Here is a 19527-nt window from a genome sequence, read left to right on the forward strand (position 1 = left end):
TTGAAAAGGGCTGTCAGTCGGCACTGATCACGTGCCGTAGACGAACGGCATGACGATGCCGATCAGCGCCAGCGCCTCGCAGAAGGCGAAACCGAGGATCTGGTTCTGCCGGATCAGGCCGGCTGCCTCGGGCTGACGGGCCAGTGCCTGGGTGCCGTTACCGAAGACGATGCCGACGCCGATACCGGGGCCGATCGCGGCGAGACCGTAACCAATGGAACCGAGCGAGCCGGAGACCTCGGCGGCGAGGTTCATCATGTCTGCATTCCTTTGCTGTGAACTGGCCGGTGGGGGTTGGCCACCGGACACCTGTGGGGCGGGCGGGAAAGGGGGCTCAGTGCTCCTCGGCGAGCGCACCCTGGATGTAGAAGCAGGTCAGGAGTACGAAGACGTACGCCTGGACGGCCTGGATGAACAGCTCGAAGACCACCATGACGATCGTCATCAGGAACGAGACGCTGGCGTAGGCGATTCCGATGCCGTTGAGCAGATACCAGCTGGCGATGGTGAACATCACGATCAGCAGGTGGCCCGCGAACATGTTGGCGAACAGTCGGACCGCGTGCGTGAACGGCCGCACCAGCAGGTTCGAGAACAACTCGATCGTCATGGCCAGCGGCAGCACCGGTCCGAGCGACTTGTCGTAACCGGTGAAGTTCTTGAACGCGCCGACGAGTCCGTGCCGCTTGAAGGTCAGCGAGACCCAGAGGACGTACACGATCAGGGCGAGACCGGCCGGGAAGGCGATGATCGAGGTGACCGGGAACTGCGCGAGCGGGATCACCGACCAGAGGTTCATCACCCAGATGAAGAAGAAGAGCGAGACGACCAGCGGGACGTACTTCTCGCCTTCCTTCTTGCCGAGCGTCTCGTAGACGACACCGCGGCGGATGAAGTCGTAACCCGCCTCACCGATCATCTGGATCTTGCCCGGGACCACCTTGGCCTTGCCGAAGGCCGCCCAGAAGAACCAGATGATGGCGATCGACCCGAGCAGGGCCAGCAGCATCGCTTTGTTGAACTCGATGCCGGCCACGGTGAAGATCGGTTTGAAGACAAAGGAGTGAAGCCCCGGAGCCGGGAAGCCGCAACCGTCGAAGATGTGGCAATTGGTCTCGAAGGCAAGCGTCTGGTCAGCACTCACCGCGAGCTCCTTCTGCGTGGGGCATGGATACGGCTACCTCGATGTGTCGGCGCGGAACACCGCCGCGGGACGGCACTGGACTGGTCTTACGGATGTGGTGACGGCGACTGCGCAGCGAGCGGGGCTGTGCCGGACATGCCATACGACCCGGCATTCCAGCCGTCCGCGTCTGCTGCGCCGCAGTTGGAAACGGACGATAGCAGTTGCCGGGACCCCTGTTTGCCCCACCCCCGCCGATCATGAATTCGCCCCCGTGACGGACGCCTTGGCGGCCGCGCCACCAGCGGCGGACTCCTCGGACGCGGCCGGCTCGACATAGAGCATCTTGGTCCGCAGGTGCGCCCTGGCCTGAGCGGCGACCCATACGAGGGTGCTGCCGAGCAGGGTCAGCCCGAAGGCCTGGGTACTGAAGAGGGTGGTGTCCTTGAACAGCGCCAGCACCACCGCCAGCAACAGGATCTGGGTGGTGTAGAGCAGCAGCCCCATGGCCTGGAACAGGTGCGGGTAGGACTTCGCGACCCGTTGCAGCACGACGAGTCCGCCGCCCATGAACAGGAGCACCACGATCATCCCGCACAGGCCACCGAGCGCACCCTTGCCACCCGCCAGGGCCGCGCTCACCGCCGCACCGAGCACGCCTGCCAGAGCGGTCGGCACGGCGCAGTGCAGCAGCATGCGAGCATCGTTCGGCTGCATGTGGAACTCCGGGGAGTCGGGGGCGTTTCTCGTCGGCTGACGAGCGTATCCCCGGCAGATGCGAACTTCGTCGTCGAGGGACAAGCGTCCGAGACCGAACCGCCGTTGTAGTGCGGCACCTCGGCTTCGCCGGGTTCGTGAACGGTATCACAAACTATTTGATGAGGTCTTTACTCGTATGTGTGCCACACCTCACACGAACGAAGGACCGTCATGTGCCGTGCTGACGACGTTCCGCACCAGGTCTCCCCGGCGCGCACGCAGCCGAACTACGGTCCGGCGACCCCGCGGAGAGCCGTACGACACCCGCGCCCCGTAACGACGGCCCCGGCTAACGACGTCGTGCCCCGAAGCGGTCACGGTCGCCGATCGCCGTCGCCCCGTGCAGCCCCGCGAGCGCGGGCTCCCGCTCCTGGTCCTCACTCTGGCCCTGCGCCCGTTCGGCGCCGTCCGCCGCAGACCGCGCCGCATCGCCCGCCGCACCCGTACGAGCCGCCGAGGCCGGTTGCCGGTAACGCGGCGGCACGAACAGCTCGGCCCAGCGCGGCACCCGTGGGGTGAAGCGCGGCAGCAGCAGGATGACCAGACCCAGCGCGCTCAGCAGCACCACGGCGAGGACGATCACCAGACTCGCGGACTGCACCGAGAAGGCGACGGCGCCGAAGGCGATCAGCGCCGACCAGAAGTACATGATCAACACGGCCCGGCTGTGCGAGTGTCCGATCTCCAGGAGCCGGTGATGCAGGTGCCCGCGGTCAGCCGCGAACGGCGACTGGCCCTTCCAGGTGCGACGTACGATCGCCAGCACCAGGTCGGCGATCGGCACCGCCAGAATCGTCAGCGGCAGCAACAACGGCATGTACAGCGGCACCATGTTGTGCACGGCGGAGCGCTCCGAACCCGCGTGCTCGACCATCAGGTCGGGGTCCACCTGCCCCGTGATCGACACCGCGCCGGCCGCCAGCACCAGACCGATCAGCATCGACCCGGAGTCGCCCATGAAGATCCGGGCGGGGTGCATGTTGTGCGGCAGGAAGCCCAGGCACATGCCCATCAGGATGGCCGCGAACAGCGTCGCCGGGGAGGCCGCCTCAATGCCGTAGCCGTACCAGATGCGGTAGGCGTACATGAAGAACGCCACCGCGGCGATACAGACCATGCCGGAGGCGAGGCCGTCCAGACCGTCGACGAAGTTCACGGCGTTGATGGTGATCACCACGAGGGCCACCGTCAGCAGCGTGCCCTGGAGCGGCGTCAGCGCGACATTCCCGACACCCGGCACCGGCAACCACAGGATCGTCAGGCCCTGGAGCACCATCACGCCGGCGGCGATCATCTGGCCGCCGAGCTTGACCAGCGCGTCCACGCCCCACTTGTCGTCCAGCACGCCCAGCAGCCAGATCAGTCCGGCTCCGGACAGCAGCGCGCGCGGCTCGTCGGAGAGAGTGAACACCTCACCGATGTTGGTCAGTTGCGAGGCCATCAGCAGCCCCGCGCACAGGCCGCCGAACATCGCGATGCCGCCGAGTCGCGGCGTCGGCTCGCGATGCACGTCACGGGCGCGGATCTGCGGCATCGCGCCCGCCGCGATCGCGAACTTCCGCACCGGCCCGGTCAGTAGGTACGTGACAGCGGCCGTGACGCACAGCGTCAGCAGATACTCCCGCACGGGTTCCCCAGGGTTCTCGCGAGCTGTTCAGGGTCCACACTCTAGATCAGTACGCCCGGTGCACGGACACACCGCGTGGGACACCTGCCCGAGCTGACCGGTTCCGCGACTCCGGCACCTCGCACGGCACGCATACCCGGCTGTGACCGGGACGATACGAACCTAAGCTCCCGCCGGTACGCCCGTGAGCGCCGTCACGACCGGCTCCAGGGCCTGGTTGATCTCCTCCCCCACACTACGGAAGTACGGAATGGGTGCCCCGTACGGGTCGTAGATCTCGTCCGCCTCCGGGCTCGGCGCCAGCAGCCAACCGCGTAGCGCCGCCGCCGCCTGCACCAGCGCGCCGGCCCGTTCGACCACGCTGCTCGCCGTACGGGGAGCCGGCAGCGTAGCCGGGTCTATGGCGCGTACCAGCCTGGTGAACTCCTTGAGGGTGAAGGTACGCAGGCCGGCGGAGTGCCCCATGGAGATGACCTGCGCCCGGTGGTCGCGGGTCGCGGTCAGCACCAGATCGGCCCGGATGACGTGTTCGTCCAGCAGTTCGCGGGCCAGGAAGCCGGCCGGGTCGGCGCCGTGCTCCAACAGCACCGCGTGCGCGTGGTCCTCCATGGGGGCATCCTCGTGGCCCCAGGTCCCCGCGCTCTCCACCACGATCCCACCACTACGGGCGTCCCCCAGCCGGTCCGCCAGGGCATGCCGGTTCAACCGCTCGGTCAGCGGCGAGCGGCAGACGTTGCCGGTGGAGACGTGGAGGATGCGGAACACCTCGGGCGCGACGGACGCGTGCGGTAGGGGACGCGCCGCCTGTTCCGGTATCCCACGCCCTTCGGGAGGGCTGGTCAACTGCCCACCTCGAGGTTCGGCGCGACCTTGCGGAGCTCCTCCGCACTGAGAGCGCCGGCCCGGAGCAGCAGGGGCGCGGGGCCGGTCACGTCCACGATCGAGGACGGTTCCGGATCAGGGGTTCTGCCGCCGTCCAGATAGACCGAGACGGAGTCGCCCAGCATCTCCTGCGCCGCGTCGCAGTCCTGCGGCGCGGGATGCCCGGAGAGGTTCGCCGAGGACACGGCCATCGGTCCGAACTCGGTGAGCAGTTCCAGTGCCACCGGGTGCAGCGGCATCCGTACCGCGACCGTGCCGCGGGTCTCCCCCAGGTCCCAGGTCAGCGAGGGCTGGTGCCTGGCGACGAGGGTGAGCGCGCCCGGCCAGAAGGCGTCGACCAGCTCCCAGGCCGACTCGGAGAAGTCGGTGACCAGCCCGTGCAGGGTGTTGGGAGAACCAACCAGCACGGGCGAGGGCATGGACCGACCGCGCCCCTTGGCCTCCAGCAGATCACCGACAGCCTCCGTGCTGAACGCGTCGGCACCGATGCCGTAGACCGTGTCCGTCGGCAGCACCACGAGTTCGCGCCGACGCACCGCCGACGCGGCTTCGCGCAGGCCCGTACCGCGATCGGTCGGATCGGTGCAGTCGTAACGCCGTGCCATCGTCAAACCCTTTCCTTGAACTGGCTGCGCAGGGTGCGCAATACGCGCTGGCTGACTGGATCGCTGGGGACGGCGAACCGTCGACGATCAGGCCGAGTGGTGAACGGCCCCCGAGGAGAACGACGAGGACACGGCCTACGGCACCTCCCTGCGCGCGGTACAGAAGCGGGGACGGTTGTTCAGGTCCGGGTGGTCCGCGGCGTCCGCCCAGCCGCGATCCTCCGTGAATATCCAGGGCACCAGCCCGCCCTGGGTGTCGGCGTGCTCGATGACGACGACACCGGAGGGCCGTAGCAGCCGGTGTGCCGTACGCTCCAGACCACGGATGGCGTCCAGACCGTCCTCCCCGGAGAACAACGCGAGTTCGGGGTCGTGGTCGCGGGCCTCCGGAGCCACATACTCCCACTCGGTGAGCGGAATGTACGGCGGGTTGGCGATGACCAGGTCCACCTGCCCGTCCAGCGCGGGGAACGCCGTCAACGCGTCACCCTGCTCGAGCGTCACCCGGGAACCCGCGACGTTCCGCCGGGCCCAGGCGTACGCCCCCTCGTCCAGCTCTACCGCGAACACCCGGGAGCGCGGCACCTCCTGGGCGAGTGCCAGGGCGATGGCCGCGGAGCCGGTGCACAGGTCGACGATCAGGGGCTCGGCGGAGTCCATCGCACGCACCGCGTCTATGGCCCAGCCGACCACCGACTCGGTCTCCGGTCGCGGCACGAACACGCCCGGGCCGACCTCGAGTTCGAGGTAGCGGAAGAACGCGCGCCCGGTGATGTGCTGCAACGGTTCGCGCGCCTCCCGCCGGGCCACCGCGGCCCAGTAGCGCGCGTCGAAGTCGGCGTCCGCGACCCGGTGCAGTTCCCCCCGCTTCACGCCGTGCACGGACGCCGCCAGTTCCTCGGCGTCGAAGCGCGGAGACGGCACGCCGGCGTCCGCCAGCCTCTGGGTCGCCTGCGCGACCTCGGCCAGCAGGAGCGTACGGGACTGCGCCCCGCGGCTGGGCCGTTGCGGCTCCGCGGGCTCCCCGGAAGATGACTGCACTGGTGATGTCCTCCGCCCCGTATCTCCGCGCGCCTACTGCGCGTCCGCCAGCTTGGCAGCCGAGTCAGCGTCCACACACGCCTGGATCACCGGATCGAGTTCACCGTCGAGCACCTGATCCAGGTTGTACGCCTTGAAGCCGACCCGGTGGTCGGAGATCCGGTTCTCCGGGAAGTTGTAGGTCCGTACCCGCTCCGACCGGTCCACCGTACGCACCTGGCTGCGCCGGGTGTCGGAGGCTTCCTTCTCGGCCTGCTCCTGCGCCTCCGCGAGCAGCCGGGCACGCAGGATGCGCAGCGCCTGCTCCTTGTTCTGCAGTTGGCTCTTCTCGTTCTGGCAGGAGACCACGATCCCGGTGGGCTCGTGGGTGATCCGGACCGCGGAGTCGGTGGTGTTCACCGACTGGCCGCCGGGCCCGGAGGAGCGGTAGACGTCGATCCGCAGGTCGTTCGGATTGACCTCGACGTCCACCTCCTCGGCTTCCGGAAGCACCAGCACCCCGGCGGCGGAGGTGTGGATACGCCCCTGGGACTCGGTGGCCGGCACTCGCTGCACTCGGTGCACGCCCCCCTCGTACTTCAGCCGGGACCACACGCCCTGGCCGGGCTCGGTGCTGCCCCTGGTCTTCACGGCGATCTGCACGTCCTTGTACCCGCCCAGGTCGGAGGCGTTGGACTGGAGGAACTCGGTCTTCCAGCCGACGCGTTCCGCGTACCGTAGGTACATCCGCAGCAGGTCCCCGGCGAACAACGCGGACTCCTCGCCGCCCTCGCCCGCCTTGACCTCGAGGATGACGTCCTTGTCGTCACCGGGGTCGCGCGGCACCAGCAACAGTCGGAGCCGCTCGGTGAGCTCCGCGCGCCGCTGCTCCAGCTCCTTGACCTCGGCGGCGAACTCGGCGCTTTCCGGGGAGTCGTACGCGGCCAGTTCGCGCGCCGTGTGGACGTCCTCGCCGGTCTGCTTCCAGTCCTGGTACGCGGCGATGATCGGGGTCAGCTCCGCGTACCGCTTGTTGAGGCCGCGGGCCCGTGTCTGGTCGGCGTGGATCGCCGGGTCGGCCAGCTGCTTCTCGAGGTCCGCGTGTTCGCCGATGAGTTCCTCGACCGCCTCGAACATCGTGTCTTCCCTTGTCTGACGGTTGAGCGGGCACATACGGGCACAAAAGCGCCGGCCCGGCCGCCCCCGTACCGAGGGCGACCGCAGGCCGGCGCTGTCGGGTCGCTACTTCTTGCCGGACCCGGCCTTCTTGCCGAAGCGGGCCTCGAAGCGGGCCACACGGCCACCGGTGTCGAGGATCTTCTGCTTGCCCGTGTAGAACGGGTGGCACTCGGAGCAGATGTCGGCGCGGATGACGCCTTCCGCCACGGTGCTGCGGGTCGTGAACGAGGCTCCGCAGGTGCAGCTGACCTGGGTCTCGACGTACTCCGGGTGGATATCGCGCTTCACGGTTTCTCCTAGGTTCGGGAGGGCGCCGGGTCGCGACGCGGACTGCGTCACGTGAACCGGGGCCGACGGTCCAGTTTGCCACTGCTGGCCGTGCCTCCCAAAACCGGGGGCCGGAGCTGGTTATTCCTCGGCGGAGACGCTCACTCGGCGTCCCCCGCCGCCAGCGCGCACCCAGTCAGCGCACCACACCGTCTATGTCGGTCTGCGAGCCCGCCGTGCCCTCGGTGGCCGACTTCGGAATCGGTTTGTCCGCGCGGAGCGCCTTCCAGACCTGCGCGCTCTTCTTGTCCAGCGGCAGCACCCGGTTCGGGTCAGCCGGGTCGTACTGGACGGGCATCGTGGCCATCGAGATGTCCTGGGACTCGATGCCCTTCATCACCTTCGCCAGGCCGGTCAGGTCACCGACCGAGTCCAGCTCCGAGTCGGTGGTCAGTGAGGAGGTGGCGGTGTTGGCGAGGTCGTAGAGCCGCTTCGGGTTGTCGAACAACCCGATGCTGTTGACCTGGTCCAACAGCGCCCGCATGAAGGCCTGTTGCAGCTGGATACGGGACAGGTCGCTGCCGTCGCCGACCGCGTGCCGGGTGCGTACGAGGCCGAGCGCCTGCTCGCCGTTCAGCGTGTGCGTGCCGGGGCTGAGCCGCAGGTGGCTGTCGGAGTCCTGGATCGACTGACGTACCGTGACGTCAACGCCGCCGAGGGTGTTTATCAGACTCTTGAAGCCGGAGAAGTCGACCTCGACGTAGTGGTCCATGCGGATGTTCGTCATCGACTCGACGGTCTTGACCGAGCAGGCCGGGCCACCGACCTGGTACGCCTCATTGAACATCGCGGCCTGCCGAGGCGGGGCCGTGCCACCGTCCTCACGCTCGCAACTGGGGCGTGGCAAGAGGGTGTCACGTGGTATCGAGACGACGCTCGCCTTGTCGTGCTGCTTGTTCACGTGCACGATCATCGCCGTGTCAGAGCGGGCGGAGCCCTCGTCACCGCCGTAACCGGCGTTGTCGCCGGCGCGCGAGTCGGAGCCCATCACCAGGATGTCCATGGAGCCGTTCTCGACGTTCTCGGGGCGGTCCGTGCCGAGCGCGGCGTTGATGTCGATGCCCGAGATGTTGCCGTTCAGCTGGTAGTAGACGAAGCCCAGGCCCGCGCCGCCGACCAGCAGCAGCCCGGCGGTCGCCCAGGCCGTGGCGGCCAGGACCCGTTGACGGCGGGAACGCGGCCTCCGACGGCGCCCACGGGGGCCCCCGAAGCGGCGTGCGTCCGCTTCCCGGCCGCCGTTGCTGTCCTCGTCCGCCATCGTTCTTCTCTTCCTTCTCGGCTGGCTCCGTCCGGCCCCGAGTGACCGAGGCCGACGTGATGTCGCCCGTAACGGTTGCACAACACGAGATGAAGGCCGGATAACCACGCTTCGTCGGAAGCGGCTCGAGCAGTGGCCTCGCCACGTCTCTGTCACCCCTTTTACCTGCGACGACTGGCGCTCGCGCGGCGAGATCGGGACGCCGGCGCGCCACCGTCGCCTGTGGGCAAGCTCTCAGCGGAGGAAACACGAGCTGAGGGGCGCGCCACGAGCTGTCGTGGCGCGCCCCTCAGCGTGCGTCCGAACGGGTGAGGTGAGGTCCCGGAGGCTCAGTCCCCGCCGTTCCCCGGTGTCGGCGTGGTCTTCTGGATCTGGAGCAGGAACTCCGTGTTGGACTTCGTCTGCTTCATCTTGTCCAGCAGCAGCTCGACGGCCTGCTGCTGGTCCAGGGCGTGCAGGACCCGGCGGAGCTTCCAGACGATGGACAGCTCCTCGCCGCCCATCAGGATCTCCTCCTTACGGGTGCCCGACGCGTCGACGTCCACCGCCGGGAAGATCCGCTTGTCGGAGAGCTTCCGGTCGAGCTTCAGCTCCATGTTGCCGGTGCCCTTGAACTCCTCGAAGATGACCTCGTCCATCCGGGAGCCGGTCTCCACCATCGCCGTGGCGACGATGGTCAGCGAACCGCCGTCCTCGATGTTCCGGGCGGCGCCGAAGAAGCGCTTCGGCGGGTAGAGGGCCGTGGAGTCCACACCACCGGAGAGAATCCGCCCGGACGCCGGCGCCGCGAGGTTGTACGCGCGACCGAGGCGGGTGATCGAGTCCAGCAGCACGACCACGTCGTGCCCCAGCTCGACGAGCCGCTTGGCCCGTTCGATGGCCAGTTCCGCGACCGTGGTGTGGTCCTCCGCCGGACGGTCGAAGGTGGAGGAGATGACCTCACCCTTCACCGAGCGGGTCATGTCGGTGACTTCCTCGGGCCGTTCGTCGACGAGGACGACCATCAGGTGGCACTCGGGGTTGTTCGTGGTGATCGCGTTGGCGATCGCCTGCATGATCATGGTCTTGCCGGTCTTGGGCGGCGCCACGATCAGTCCACGCTGACCCTTGCCGATCGGCGTCACCATGTCGATGATCCGTGTCGTCATCTGTCCGGGGTCGGTCTCCAACCGCAGTCGCTCCTGCGGGTAGAGCGGGGTCAGCTTGGTGAACTCCGGCCGGGACTTGCCCCCTTCGGGGGCTACGCCGTTGGCCGAGTCGAGTCGCACCAGGGCGTTGAACTTCTCCCGGCGCTCGCCCTCTCTCGGCTGTCGCACCGCGCCCGTGATGTGGTCGCCCTTGCGCAGGCCGTTCTTACGGACCTGGGCGAGCGAGACGTAGACGTCGTTCGGCCCGGGAAGATAACCGGAGGTGCGCACGAACGCGTAGTTGTCCAGGATGTCGAGGATGCCCGCCACCGGGATCAGGACGTCGTCCTCGGCGATCTGCGGCTCGCTGCCGAACTCGTCCCGGCCGCGCCGGCCACGACGGTCCCGGTAGCGGCCACGGCGGCCACGGCGGCCACCGTCGAGGTCGTCGTCGTGGCGGTTGCCACCCCCACCACCACCCTGGTTCTGCTGACCGCCGTCGTTCTTGTTGCGGTTGCCCCGCTGACGGTCCCGCTTGGGCTGTCGGTCCTGGTGCTGCTGCCGATCCTGCTGCTGCCGACCGCCGTCACCGCCCTTGCCGGCGTCGGGGCGCTGGCCATCCGGGGAGCCTTTGCTGTCGGCGTCCTTGGCGCCTTCCCTGCTTTCCTTGCTTTCCTTGACGTTGTTCCCGCCGTCCCGGTTGTCCGACCGGGACGCGTCGCTCCTGCCCTCGGTCGAGTCGGCGGCGGAGTCGGCCTTGCCGCCACGTCCGCGACGCGTACGACGCTCGTCGGCGGGCTGGCCGGGGATGTCGATCTGCTGCTGGGCTGTGGACTGCTGGGTCGCGGCCGGCTCGGACTGCTCGGCCTCGGGCTCGCCCGTACGCGTCTTTGATGTCGCCCGACGCTTCGGCTTGCTCTCGGCCTGTTTGCCGTCGTCCTTGCTGGCGTCCGCGGACTGGGCCGTGTCGGCGGCTGAGCCCGCGCTCGCCTGCTTCTCCTTGATGACCTCAATCAACTGGCTCTTGCGCATCCGCGCGGTGCCCTTGATGCCGAGGCCGGAGGCAACCTGCTGGAGCTCGGCCAGGACCATGCCCTCGAGTCCGGTGCCTGAACGCCGCCGCTTGGGAGCGGCGGGGGCGTCCGTAGCGGACGCTTCGGCAGCAGCGCTGTCGGTGTTCACGCCCATCAGATCGGTGGTGTCGCTCACGAAGGGTCCTTCCCTGGAGCGGGCGTCGGCCTGTCTGGCTCGGCGACCGGTTGTGCTGTCCGGCGGCGGTCCGTCTGACGCGGACCGGGCCGGGGCGGAGGTCCCGCCTGTACGTCTGGCGGAGAAATCAGTTCATGGTTCGGCGTGATCCGTGGAAACGCATCTGTCGCCGACTCCGGAGCGGGTATGTCACTGCTCAGCAAACTGCTCAGACTGTGTGAAAGGCTTCCGGAAGAAGGGTGATCCCTGACAGGGACACCGCGCACCGCACTCTACGGCCCATGCGCTCGGCCTGGAGACTGCGAGTGCTGACTTGAGGTTAACACTACCGGGTCCAACAAACATTCCCCCTTCTCGAAGACTGCAATCAGGTGTCCTCCGTGCTGCCACTGCCGCTGCCGGCCAGCGGCAGCACGCTCCCGCCCACGGTGTCGAGCGCCAGCCGGTTCGCCGTCCAGCTCTCGCCCGCCAGCCGTGCAACTTTGTCGGCCGTCCCCTCCTCGACCAGTGCCAGGACCGTAGGACCGGCTCCGGAGATGACCGCTGGGACGCCATCCGCCCGCAGTCGGTTCAGCAGGGCGATGCTTTCCGTCATCGCCGAGGAGCGGTACTCCTGGTGCAGCCAGTCCTCGGTCGCCGGCAGCAGCAGCTCCGGCCGCCGGGTGAGGGCCTCCACCAGCAGGGCCGCACGCCCCGCCCCGCGGGCGGCGTCCACATGCGGCACCGTACGCGGCAGCAGCCCCCGGGCCGTCTCGGTGAGCAGCGGCAGCCCGGGCACGAACACCACCGGAACGATGGACTCCGCCGGCGTCATTCGGATCGCGTGGGGCCTGCCCAACTCGCTCCACGCGAGCGTGAAGCCACCGAGCAGACAGGCCGCGACGTTGTCCGGATGGCCCTCGATCTCGCTGGCCAGCGCCAGCATCGCCTGATCGTCCATCCGGGACTCGCCCCCGGTGGTCACCGCGCGAGCCGCGAGCAGTCCGGCGCAGATCGCGGCCGAGGAGGATCCGAGGCCCCTGCCGTGCGGGATGCGGTTCGCGCAGACGACCTCCAGCCCCCGCGGCTGTCCGCCGAGCTGCTCGAAGGCGGTGCGCAACGACCGTACGAGCAGGTGACCCTCGTCCCGGGGCAGGGTGTCGGCGCCCTCGCCGGCGATGTCGACATGCAGCCCGACATCGGCGACCCGGACCACCACGTCGTCGTAGAGCCCCAGGGCCAGTCCCATGGAATCGAACCCGGGGCCGAGGTTGGCGCTGGTAGCGGGGACACGCACCCGCACGGCGGCTGCGCGGAACGCTGGACCGGCCATCTCTCGATGACTCTCCTTGGCTTGCGAATCGAGTTGCGGCAACTCCCCGGTGGACCGCGGCAGCACTACCGGACCGGTCGCACCCGACGCGTTACCGTACGCGTGCGGGGCCGGGGTGAATGCCAGCTTATCTAAGGAAGGTTCGCCCGCGACACAGGGCGCACGCCAGGCGCACGAAGCGTGTCGCGCGGTGGCCCGTGCGCTCGCTCGCCCGTGCCACCGTGCTCCCCCGACCGGGCGCGCGTACGGGCGTACGCCACCGCGGGGGCGTACGGGCCGGACATACGCACCGGACGCACGCCCGGCGGGAGCGGTCAGGCCAGACCGAGGCGCTGCGCCGCGGCGTCCGCGTCCACCGGGACGGTGAGCGGCTGGGGAGCGCCGGCGACGGCCCAGTCCGGGTCCTTGAGGCCGTTCCCCGTCACCGTGCACACGACCCGCTGGCCCGGACGCAGCGTGCCCTGCTCGGCCGCCTGCAGCAAGCCCGCCACCGAGGCGGCCGACGCGGGCTCCACGAAGACCCCCTCCTGAGCGGACAACAGACGGTAGGCACGCAGGATCTGACGATCGGTCACGGAGTCGATGAAGCCGCCCGACTCGTCCCGCGCCCGCTCCGCCCACTGCCAGGACGCGGGATTGCCGATGCGAATCGCCGTGGCGATCGTGCTCGGTTCCGGCACCACCTCACCGCGCACGATGGGCGCCGAACCGGCGGCCTGATAACCCCACATGGCGGGGGCACGAGTCGCGGGCCCGCCGGTCGCGGGGTCGGCGTACTCGCGGTAGCCCTTCCAGTAGGCGGTGATGTTGCCGGCGTTGCCCACCGGGAGGACATGGATGTCCGGCGCGTCCCCGAGCATGTCGACCACCTCGAACGCGGCGGTCTTCTGCCCCTCGATCCGCGCCGGGTTCACCGAGTTCACCAGGGCCACCGGGTACTTCTCGGACAGCCCGCGGGCGAGTGTCAGGCAGTCGTCGAAGTTCCCGTCCACCTGGAGGATCTGGGCACCGTGCACCAACGCCTGGCCCATCTTCCCCAGCGCGATCTTGCCCTGTGGCACGAGCACGGCGCAGACCATGCCCGCCCGCACCGCGTACGCAGCGGCGGAGGCGCTGGTGTTGCCGGTGGAGGCACAGATCACGGCCTGTGCTCCGGCGGCCTTGGCGGCGCTGATGGCGACCGTCATCCCGCGGTCCTTGAAGGAACCGGTGGGGTTGGCCCCCTCGACCTTCAGGTGCACCTCGCAGCCCGTCCGCTCAGAGAGCACCCGAGCGGGCACCAGGGGGGTGCCTCCCTCCCGCAGACTCACCGGCTCGTCCTCCGGCGCGAGCGGCAGCCGCTCCCGGTACTCCTCGATGACCCCGCGCCACTGCCGACCCGCCCGTACGGCCGTGTCGGGCGCGGTCGGTCCCGTCGGCGCGGTTGACCCGGTCGCCCCGGTAGACCCGGTAGACCCGGTCGACCCGGTCCACCCGGAACTGACGGAGGAGGTTCGGTCCATGATGCTCACTGTCTCTCTCATTCCCCTTCGACCCGCATGATGCTCGCGACACCGCGGACCGTGTCCAGGCCGCGCAGCGCTTCCACGGTCGCGCGCAGTGCGGCGTCCGGGGCCCGATGGGTGACCACCACCAACCAGGCGTCACCGTCCTTGCCCTGCTGCCGAACGGTGTCGATGGAGACGTCGTGCTCCGCGAAGACGGTGGCCACCTGGGCCAGCACTCCGGGTTTGTCGGCGACGTCGAGACTGATGTGGTAGCGCGTGACCACCTCGCCCATCGGCGAGACGGGAAGCTGGGCGTACGCCGACTCCCCCGCTCCGCGGGCGCCACTGAGCTTGTTGCGGCAGGCCGCGACCAGGTCGCCCAGCACCGCGGAGGCGGTGGGCGAGCCGCCCGCGCCACGGCCGTAGAACATCAACTGGCCGGCGGCGTCCGACTCGACGAACACGGCGTTGTACGCCTCCCGCACGGAGGCGAGCGGATGGCCCAGCGGGATCATCGCGGGGTGGACACGCGCGGTGACGGAGCGGCCGTCGGAGGTGCGTTCGCAAATCGCCAACAGCTTGACCGTACAGCCCATCCGTTTCGCGGAGGCGATATCGGCGGCGGTGACCTCGGCCAGCCCCTCGCGGTACACGTCGTCCAGACGCACCCGCGTGTGGAAGGCGATGCCGGCGAGGATCGCGGCCTTGGCGGCGGCGTCGAAACCCTCCACGTCGGCGGTGGGGTCGGCCTCCGCGTAGCCCAGCGCGGTCGCCTCGTCCAGCGCCTCCCCGTATCCGGCGCCGCTGGCGTCCATCCGATCCAGGATGAAGTTGGTGGTGCCGTTGACGATGCCCAGCACCCGGTTCACGGTGTCGCCGGCGAGGGACTCGCGCAACGGCCGGACCAGCGGGATCGCGGCGGCCACCGCGGCCTCGTAGAACAGATCGACGCCGTGCTTCTCCGCCGTCTCGTGCAGGGTCGAACCGTCCTCGGCGAGCAGCGCCTTGTTCGCGGTGACGACGCTGGCGCCGGCCTCGAAGGCGCTGGTGATCAGGCCGCGGGCCGGTTCGATGCCGCCGATGACCTCCACCGCGACATCGATGTCCGGGCGCTGTGCCAGTCCCGCCGCGTCGGTGGTGACCAACTCCGGGTCGATTCCCGCCCGGACCCGCCCGGGACGCCGCACGGCCACACCGGCGAGCTCCAGCGGGGCGCCCACCCGTGCGGCGAGGTCGTCCGCGTGCGTCCTCATGATGCGTGCCACCTCTGAGCCCACGACCCCACAGCCCAGCAGCGCCACTTTCAGCGGACGCGTACGCATCATTCGACCTCGCTTCGTCAATTGTGGTGGGTTCAGTCTCACGCACGGGTGGGCGCTTGCCACGCTGGTTCCAGCATGTGGGACATATGTCTCGGCAACCGGAGATACCGTACGTGCTCGGCTCGGCGGCCGGGCCACACGGCCTGCCGGCCAAGTGCCCCGACGCCGACATGCCCGGACGCGCTACCCCACGTCCAGGCTGAGCAGGTCCTCCTCCGTCTCCCGCCGGACGATCACCCGGGCGGCGCCATCCCGCACGGCGACCACCGGCGGGCGCAGCGCGTGGTTGTAGTTGCTGGCCATCGAGCGGCAGTAGGCGCCGGTCGCGGGCACGGCCAAGAGGTCGCCGGGCGCCACGTCGGCGGGCAGGAAGGCGTCCTTGACGACGATGTCCCCACTCTCGCAGTGCTTGCCGACCACCCGCGAGAGCAGCGGCGCGGCCTGCGAGGTACGGGACACCAACGCGACCGTGTACTCGGCGTCGTAGAGCGCGGTACGGATGTTGTCCGACATCCCGCCATCCACGCTGACGTACGTACGCAGCCCGTCCAACGGCTTGACGGTGCCCACCTCGTACAGGGTGAACGCGCTCGGCCCCACAATCGCCCGTCCCGGCTCCACGGACAGCCTCGGCACGTCCAGTCCCGCGCCCGCGCACTCACGCTCGACGATGCCTCGGAGCGCCTTGGCGATCTCGTGCGGCTCGCTCGGGTCGTCGTCCGGCGTGTACGCGATGCCGAGGCCGCCGCCCAGGTCGATCTCCGGCAGCTGTACGCCGTGCTCGTCCCGCACCTCACGCAGCAGCCCGACGACGCGGTGGGCCGCCACCTCGAATCCGGAGGTGTCGAAGATCTGCGAGCCGATGTGCGAGTGGATTCCGACGAGTTCGAGGCTCTCCAGCCGCAGCACCCTGCGTACCGCCTCCGCGGCCTGCCCGTCGGCGAGCGCGAGGCCGAACTTCTGGTCCTCGTGCGCGGTGGCGATGAACTCGTGGGTGTGCGCCTCGACACCGACCGTCACCCGGATCTGCACCCGCTGCCGGACGCCGAGCTCCTCGGCGGCGCGCGCCACCCGGACGATCTCCTGGAAGGAGTCCAGCACGATGCGCCCCACCCCGGCCTCGACGGCTCGGTGGATCTCGGCGGTCGACTTGTTGTTGCCGTGCAGCGCGATGCGCTCGGCCGGCATTCCGGCGTCCAGGGCGAGGGACAGCTCGCCCAGCGAGCAGACGTCCACGTTCAGGCCCTCCTCGTGCAGCCAGCGCAGCACGGCGCGGGAGAGGAACGCCTTGCCGGCGTAGAAGACGTCGGCGTCCGTGCCGAAGGCCTCGCGCCAGGCGTGGCAGCGGGCCCGGAAGTCCGCCTCGTCCAGGAAGTACGCGGGCGTGCCGAACTCCTCGGCCAGCTCGCGTACGTCCACGCCGCCGACGGTGACCGCGCCGTCCTGGGCGCGGGCGGCCGTACGGGGCCAGACCAGCGGATGGAGTGCGTTGAGGTCGGCGGGTGGCGCTGCGTGGTGGCCCTCGGGAAGGACGTCGGCGTACCGGGGCCCAGCGGGGTGTGCGGAACGGCTCATGATCTTTTCTCTGATCCCCTCAGAGGTGTGCGGGTGCGGTGACGCCGAGTTGGGTCAGGCCGCCGGCCAGCACCGTCCCGGTGGCTTCGGCGAGGGCGAGCCGGGCGCGGTGGGCGGCCTCGGGTTTCTCCGGACCGTGCGGCAGTGGCGGACAGGCGTCGTGACAGTGCCGGAAGGCTCGGGCGATGTCGTCCAAGTGGCGGGCGTGCCGGTCCGGGCGGCCGGCGGCCGCCACGCGCGCGTGGTCGGCGAGGAGCGCCAGCAGGGCTCGTTCGGCCGGCTCGGCACAGGCGTACCCGCCCGCTCCGGGAGCTGGTTCCACACCGAGCGCGGCGCCGTTGCGCAATAGCGCGCGGGCGCGGGCGTGGGCGTACTGGACACGGAAGAGCGGACTGGACTCCTCGGTGCGGACGAGGAGTTGGGCGGGTGCGGGGGATTGGGCGAGAGCAGGCGCGGGGGCCCGCGCGGGTGCGGACGGCTGGGCGCTGGCCCGCGCAACGGCGGGCCGTCGCGCGGTGGCGGCGGTCCAGTTGGCCGCGTCCCGTGCCGGGTCGTCGGTCGGGCTGGGCTGGTGCTCGAGGGAACACAGTTCGCGTACGAGCGCGGCCCGTCCGGTGGCGTTCAGGGTGACGGTGACGAAGCCCGCCGAAGCCGCCTCCACACGGCCGATCCCGGGCTGGCGCTCCAGCCGCGCCGCCAGTCGCCGCGCGAGCGGGCCCGGCGCGGTGCCCGCGGCTCGTGCGAGACGGAGCAGCACGCCCGTCGCGTAGTCGGCGTGCCCGTGCCGGGGCGGCGACTCGATGACGGCGCGTTCGGGCAACGACACCCGGCTCCCGGTGTCGTCGACCAGACCGTGCAGCGCATGCAGCACGGTGCGGGAGAGCTGGGCCGGTGTCACGGCTCCAGCGTATGGGAGGCGGCACCGGAGCCGTCGAACGGGTTTCACCAGGCAGGACGCGCCGCGGGCGAAACGGTGCGTTCGTGCGGAGGCGGGTGACGTGCGGGAGCGGGTAACGTACGGGGCGGCGACGTATGGGCCAGCGGCGTCAGGAGAACGGTCGTACCGGCGGCCCGGAACCCGTACCACCACAACCCGGTGCGGCGTTCCGCCCCGGCTGCCCGCCGCTCGGCCTCGCGGTCAGCAGCCGCCGTACGACACGTACCAGTTCCGCCGGATCGAACGGCTTCGCCAGCACCGCGTCCACCGCCGCGAAGCCCCCGGGCCCGATCTCCCCGACCGTGCACGCGGAGACCATCGCGAGCGGGATGGCGCGGGTGCGCGGGTCCGCGCGCAACCGCTCGGCCGTACACAGGCCGTCCAGCCGCGGCATGACGACATCGAGGGTGATCGCCTCGGGACGCACCCGGTGTACGACGTCCAAGCACTCGGCACCATCGGACGCAGTCACGACCTCGAAGCCCTCAAGCTCGAGATTGACCTTGATCAGCTGCCGGATGACCTTGTTGTCGTCGACGACCAGCACCCGGCGGGGCGCGCCCTGCACACCGCAAAGCCTAGGCGCGTGACGGCGCCCCCGTCCGCGTTTCGGCCCATTCCGCGCCGGAGTCCGTATCGGGAGGTGCCCCCCGTACGCGCTGCCGCACCGCCACGGGGCCGTCCGCCCCGCACGAAGAGCGGCGGCTCGGTCTGAGCGACGACCGTACTGCCGAGGGTTCAGGGCCGGGGCGTCAGCGGCCTCCTCGTCGTGCTCGGCCAGCCCGAGAATGGGCCGAGCAGTCGAGGCACGGAAACCCGTTCCGGATCACCCCGTCCGGGCTGGTAAGGTTTCACCCGTCGCCGCAACACAACGCAGCGCACGCCCCCGTAGCTCAGGGGATAGAGCAACGGCCTCCGGAGCCGTGTGCGCAGGTTCGAATCCTGCCGGGGGTACTTCGTTTTGAAGTGCCGAAACGCCCTGTGAACAGCCTGGACGCTGGACGCGGGGCGTTCGTCGTGTGTGCGGCCAGCGGCAACCGTACGCCGCCAAGGGCAGCCGAATGACAGCGATCACAGAATGGAGACGTAATGATCTTGTCTACGTTTTCGCAGGTCATCGTCTCTCCCGAGCTGCCCTGGCACCAGCTTCCCGAACAGCAGGCGACTCCAGATCGCGCTGTGATGTCCTGTTGCCCGTGGAAGGCCCCATCTCGACTCTCATCGCGGTATTTGGAAGCCTCTTCGGTGCTGGACTGACGCACCTGTTCCAACGCAGATCGGCAGTACACGATTAGGGGTTCGCTGTCCAACAGCAGCTCCGGGCAGAGCGGTTGGCCGTGTACAGCGACTTCGCGGGCGCGGTGACCGAGTTCCGTCGAGGGCGATACGACCGTTGGCACTGCAAGAACGAGGACCCGGAGAGCACGGCCAGTTTCGAGGCCCGGGTAGAGGCCTATCGGCTACGTGGCGCGGCTCTCCACGCCCTGTTTCGAGTCCAGCTGATAGCGAGCCAGCAGTCTCTGACGGACGCAGTCCAGCACACCTACGACCGCACGTCCGATGCTCACAAGGCCGCCGATAATCGGGAGCTAAGCACTTTGGGTGACCAGGCGAAGGAAGCGTTGGCAGACTTCGTGCGGCTCGCATCAGCTGACGTTCATCAGCACACGATCGAGTCTCAACGCTCCCCTGGAGCCCGCGTGTGAGGAGGCAGATGCAGCGATACACACCTTCGTTACGCCTGCTTGGCTACACCCCTGCCAAACCCCTCATGACCC

At 69.5% G+C, this 19527-nt stretch carries 17 protein-coding genes and 1 tRNA gene; 1 reads left to right on the forward strand and 17 read right to left on the reverse strand.

All coding sequences use genetic code 11. From position 1 onward, the window contains the following. Positions 1 to 27 precede the first annotated feature (27 nt). The 17 genes from atpE to AN216_RS01870 all read right to left on the reverse strand — a co-directional run bounded on the left by atpE (position 28) and on the right by AN216_RS01870 (position 18317). The gene (atpE, locus tag AN216_RS01790; RefSeq protein WP_070194784.1) at positions 28 to 258 is read right to left on the reverse strand and encodes an ATP synthase F0 subunit C; all 231 of its coding nucleotides are present in this window, start codon (positions 256 to 258) and stop codon (positions 28 to 30) included. 76 nt (positions 259 to 334) lie between these two features. Beyond that, positions 335 to 1144, reverse strand: a complete 810-nt coding sequence (gene atpB / locus AN216_RS01795) for a F0F1 ATP synthase subunit A (RefSeq protein ID WP_070194785.1) — start codon at positions 1142 to 1144, stop codon at positions 335 to 337. 237 nt (positions 1145 to 1381) lie between these two features. Continuing rightward, positions 1382 to 1840 carry a Cg1360 family ATP-synthase-associated protein gene (locus AN216_RS01800; RefSeq protein ID WP_070194786.1) on the reverse strand — a complete coding sequence of 153 codons (459 nt, stop codon included), beginning with the start codon at positions 1838 to 1840 and terminating at the stop codon, positions 1382 to 1384. Positions 1841 to 2171: 331 nt separating this feature from the next. Beyond that, complete coding sequence (locus AN216_RS01805) at positions 2172 to 3509, reverse strand: MraY family glycosyltransferase (RefSeq protein WP_070194787.1); 1338 nt, start codon at positions 3507 to 3509, stop codon at positions 2172 to 2174. Positions 3510 to 3671: 162 nt separating this feature from the next. Continuing rightward, on the reverse strand, positions 3672 to 4352 hold the full coding sequence (locus tag AN216_RS01810) for an arsenate reductase/protein-tyrosine-phosphatase family protein (RefSeq protein WP_079166126.1): 681 nt from the start codon (positions 4350 to 4352) through the stop codon (positions 3672 to 3674). After that, positions 4349 to 4996, reverse strand: a complete 648-nt coding sequence (locus tag AN216_RS01815) for an L-threonylcarbamoyladenylate synthase (RefSeq protein WP_070194788.1) — start codon at positions 4994 to 4996, stop codon at positions 4349 to 4351. Before AN216_RS01815 ends, AN216_RS01810 begins: the two co-directional genes overlap by 4 nt. A 135-nt stretch (positions 4997 to 5131) precedes the next feature. Continuing rightward, the gene (gene prmC, locus AN216_RS01820; protein ID WP_070194871.1) at positions 5132 to 5968 is read right to left on the reverse strand and encodes a peptide chain release factor N(5)-glutamine methyltransferase; all 837 of its coding nucleotides are present in this window, start codon (positions 5966 to 5968) and stop codon (positions 5132 to 5134) included. A 102-nt stretch (positions 5969 to 6070) separates the two neighbouring features. After that, a complete protein-coding gene (gene prfA / locus AN216_RS01825; RefSeq protein ID WP_070194789.1) occupies positions 6071 to 7153 on the reverse strand; it encodes a peptide chain release factor 1 in 1083 nt (360 codons plus the stop codon). Between the two features lie 105 nt (positions 7154 to 7258). Continuing rightward, positions 7259 to 7483: a 50S ribosomal protein L31 gene (gene rpmE / locus AN216_RS01830; RefSeq protein ID WP_070194790.1), complete on the reverse strand. Its 225-nt coding sequence runs from the start codon at positions 7481 to 7483 to the stop codon at positions 7259 to 7261. 175 nt (positions 7484 to 7658) lie between these two features. Beyond that, the gene (locus tag AN216_RS01835; RefSeq protein WP_070194791.1) at positions 7659 to 8780 is read right to left on the reverse strand and encodes an LCP family protein; all 1122 of its coding nucleotides are present in this window, start codon (positions 8778 to 8780) and stop codon (positions 7659 to 7661) included. Positions 8781 to 9109: 329 nt separating this feature from the next. Next, positions 9110 to 11116: a transcription termination factor Rho gene (gene rho / locus AN216_RS01840; protein ID WP_070194792.1), complete on the reverse strand. Its 2007-nt coding sequence runs from the start codon at positions 11114 to 11116 to the stop codon at positions 9110 to 9112. Between the two features lie 367 nt (positions 11117 to 11483). After that, positions 11484 to 12428 carry a homoserine kinase gene (gene thrB, locus AN216_RS01845; RefSeq protein ID WP_070194793.1) on the reverse strand — a complete coding sequence of 315 codons (945 nt, stop codon included), beginning with the start codon at positions 12426 to 12428 and terminating at the stop codon, positions 11484 to 11486. A gap of 314 nt (positions 12429 to 12742) precedes the next feature. Then, on the reverse strand, positions 12743 to 13930 hold the full coding sequence (gene thrC, locus AN216_RS01850) for a threonine synthase (protein WP_079166155.1): 1188 nt from the start codon (positions 13928 to 13930) through the stop codon (positions 12743 to 12745). Positions 13931 to 13947: 17 nt separating this feature from the next. Continuing rightward, positions 13948 to 15237 (reverse strand): homoserine dehydrogenase, encoded by a 1290-nt coding sequence (locus AN216_RS01855; protein WP_070194873.1) that lies wholly within the window; start codon positions 15235 to 15237, stop codon positions 13948 to 13950. A 183-nt stretch (positions 15238 to 15420) separates the two neighbouring features. After that, positions 15421 to 16812, reverse strand: a complete 1392-nt coding sequence (lysA, locus tag AN216_RS01860) for a diaminopimelate decarboxylase (RefSeq protein ID WP_070194794.1) — start codon at positions 16810 to 16812, stop codon at positions 15421 to 15423. Positions 16813 to 16831: 19 nt separating this feature from the next. Further along, complete coding sequence (locus AN216_RS01865; RefSeq protein ID WP_070194795.1) at positions 16832 to 17710, reverse strand: DALR anticodon-binding domain-containing protein; 879 nt, start codon at positions 17708 to 17710, stop codon at positions 16832 to 16834. Positions 17711 to 17858: 148 nt separating this feature from the next. After that, the gene (locus tag AN216_RS01870; RefSeq protein ID WP_070194796.1) at positions 17859 to 18317 is read right to left on the reverse strand and encodes a response regulator; all 459 of its coding nucleotides are present in this window, start codon (positions 18315 to 18317) and stop codon (positions 17859 to 17861) included. Between the two features lie 314 nt (positions 18318 to 18631). Here AN216_RS01870 and AN216_RS01875 point away from each other — a divergent pair. Continuing rightward, a tRNA-Arg gene (locus AN216_RS01875) sits at positions 18632 to 18703 on the forward strand. Positions 18704 to 19527 lie beyond the last annotated feature (824 nt).

This window comes from Streptomyces oceani (assembly GCF_001751245.1).
Taxonomy (GTDB): Bacteria; Actinomycetota; Actinomycetes; order Streptomycetales; family Streptomycetaceae; genus Streptomyces; species Streptomyces oceani.

What these genes read in the sequence shown, in the direction of transcription:
- atpE (WP_070194784.1), bottom strand. Translation starts at nt 258, where the DNA reads ATGATGAACCTCGCCGCCGAGGTCTCCGGCTCGCTCGGTTCCATTGGT.
- AN216_RS01800 (WP_070194786.1), bottom strand. Translation starts at nt 1,840, where the DNA reads ATGCAGCCGAACGATGCTCGCATGCTGCTGCACTGCGCCGTGCCGACC.
- AN216_RS01815 (WP_070194788.1), bottom strand. Translation starts at nt 4,996, where the DNA reads ATGGCACGGCGTTACGACTGCACCGATCCGACCGATCGCGGTACGGGC.
- prfA (WP_070194789.1), bottom strand. Translation starts at nt 7,153, where the DNA reads ATGTTCGAGGCGGTCGAGGAACTCATCGGCGAACACGCGGACCTCGAG.
- AN216_RS01835 (WP_070194791.1), bottom strand. Translation starts at nt 8,780, where the DNA reads ATGGCGGACGAGGACAGCAACGGCGGCCGGGAAGCGGACGCACGCCGC.
- thrB (WP_070194793.1), bottom strand. Translation starts at nt 12,428, where the DNA reads ATGGCCGGTCCAGCGTTCCGCGCAGCCGCCGTGCGGGTGCGTGTCCCC.
- thrC (WP_079166155.1), bottom strand. Translation starts at nt 13,930, where the DNA reads ATGGACCGAACCTCCTCCGTCAGTTCCGGGTGGACCGGGTCGACCGGG.
- AN216_RS01855 (WP_070194873.1), bottom strand. Translation starts at nt 15,237, where the DNA reads ATGCGTACGCGTCCGCTGAAAGTGGCGCTGCTGGGCTGTGGGGTCGTG.
- lysA (WP_070194794.1), bottom strand. Translation starts at nt 16,812, where the DNA reads ATGAGCCGTTCCGCACACCCCGCTGGGCCCCGGTACGCCGACGTCCTT.